At 48.5% G+C, this 1,506-nt stretch carries 1 rRNA gene; it reads right to left on the reverse strand.

Features of this window, described 5'->3' with window-relative positions:
- A 23S ribosomal RNA gene (locus FHL05_RS12340) occupies positions 1 to 1,506 on the reverse strand; the annotation flags it as partial.

The following is a 1,506-nucleotide window of genomic DNA, read 5'->3' on the forward strand; positions in this document are numbered from 1 at the left end:
CCAGCACCGGGCAGGCGTCAGCCCATATACGTCATCTTACGATTTAGCATAGACCTGTGTTTTTGATAAACAGTTGTTTGGGCCTATTCACTGCGGCTGGCTGTTACACCAGCACCCCTTCTCCCGAAGTTACGGGGTCATTTTGCCGAGTTCCTTAACGAGAGTTCACTCGCTGACCTTAGGATACTCTCCTCGACTACCTGTGTCGGTTTGCGGTACGGGTAGTTTATTTCTAACTAGGAACTTTTCTCGGCAGTGTGAGTTACTGTGCTTCGTTACTAAAATTTCACTCCCCATCACAGCTTGTCCTTAAAGAGCTAAGCATTTGACTCAACTCAAGACTTACTGCTTGGACGCGCATATCCATCAGCGCGCACACATCATCCTCCTGCGTTCTTCCATCGTTCAAACAAAATAAACTAGTACAGGAATATCAACCTGTTATCCATCGATTACACCTCTCGGTCTCATCTTAGGCCCCGACTAACCCTGGGAGGACGAGCCTTCCCCAGGAAACCTTAGTCTTGCGGCCGACCAGATTCTCACTGGTCTTTCGTTACTCATACCGGCATTCTCACTTCTAAGAACTCCACTGCTCCTCACGGTACAGCTTCAATGCTCTTACAACGCTCTCCTACCACGTGTCTTACGACACATCCACAGTTTCGGTATCATGCTTAGCCCCGGTACATTTTCGGCGCAGAATCACTCGACTAGTGAGCTATTACGCACTCTTTGAATGAATGGCTGCTTCTGAGCCAACATCCTAGTTGTCTATGCGTTTCCACATCCTTTTCCACTTAGCATGAATTTTGGGACCTTAACTGGTGATCTGGGCTGTTTCCCTTTCGACGGTGGATCTTATCACTCATCGTCTGACTCCCGGGTATAGATCAATGGTATTCGGAGTTTATCTGAATTCAGTAACCCAAGACGGGCCCCTAGTCCAAACAGTGCTCTACCTCCACGATCCTAATCCCCGAGGCTAACCCTAAAGCTATTTCGGAGAGAACCAGCTATCTCCAAGTTCGTTTGGAATTTCACCGCTACCCACAACTCATCTCAGCATTTTTCAACATACACGAGTTCGGTCCTCCAATGCGTTTTACCGCATCTTCAACCTGGTCATGGGTAGGTCACTTGGTTTCGGGTCTACGTCAACATACTTAGTCGCCCTATTCAGACTCGCTTTCGCTCCGGCTCCGACTTTTCATCTTAACCTTGCATGTTAACGTAACTCGCCGGTTCATTCTACAAAAGGCACGCCATCACCCATAAACGGGCTCTGACTACTTGTAGGCACACGGTTTCAGGATCTATTTCACTCCCCTTCCGGGGTTCTTTTCACCTTTCCCTCACGGTACTGGTTCACTATCGATCACTAGGGAGTATTTAGCCTTGGGAGATGGTCCTCCCAGATTCCGACGGAGTTTCTCGTGTTCCGCCGTACTCAGGATACTGAATGGAGTGGGTCGGATTTCGTTTACGAGGCTTTCACTCTCTTTG

The sequence above is a fragment of the Companilactobacillus halodurans genome (assembly GCF_009600995.1).
Classification (GTDB): domain Bacteria; phylum Bacillota; class Bacilli; order Lactobacillales; family Lactobacillaceae; genus Companilactobacillus; species Companilactobacillus halodurans.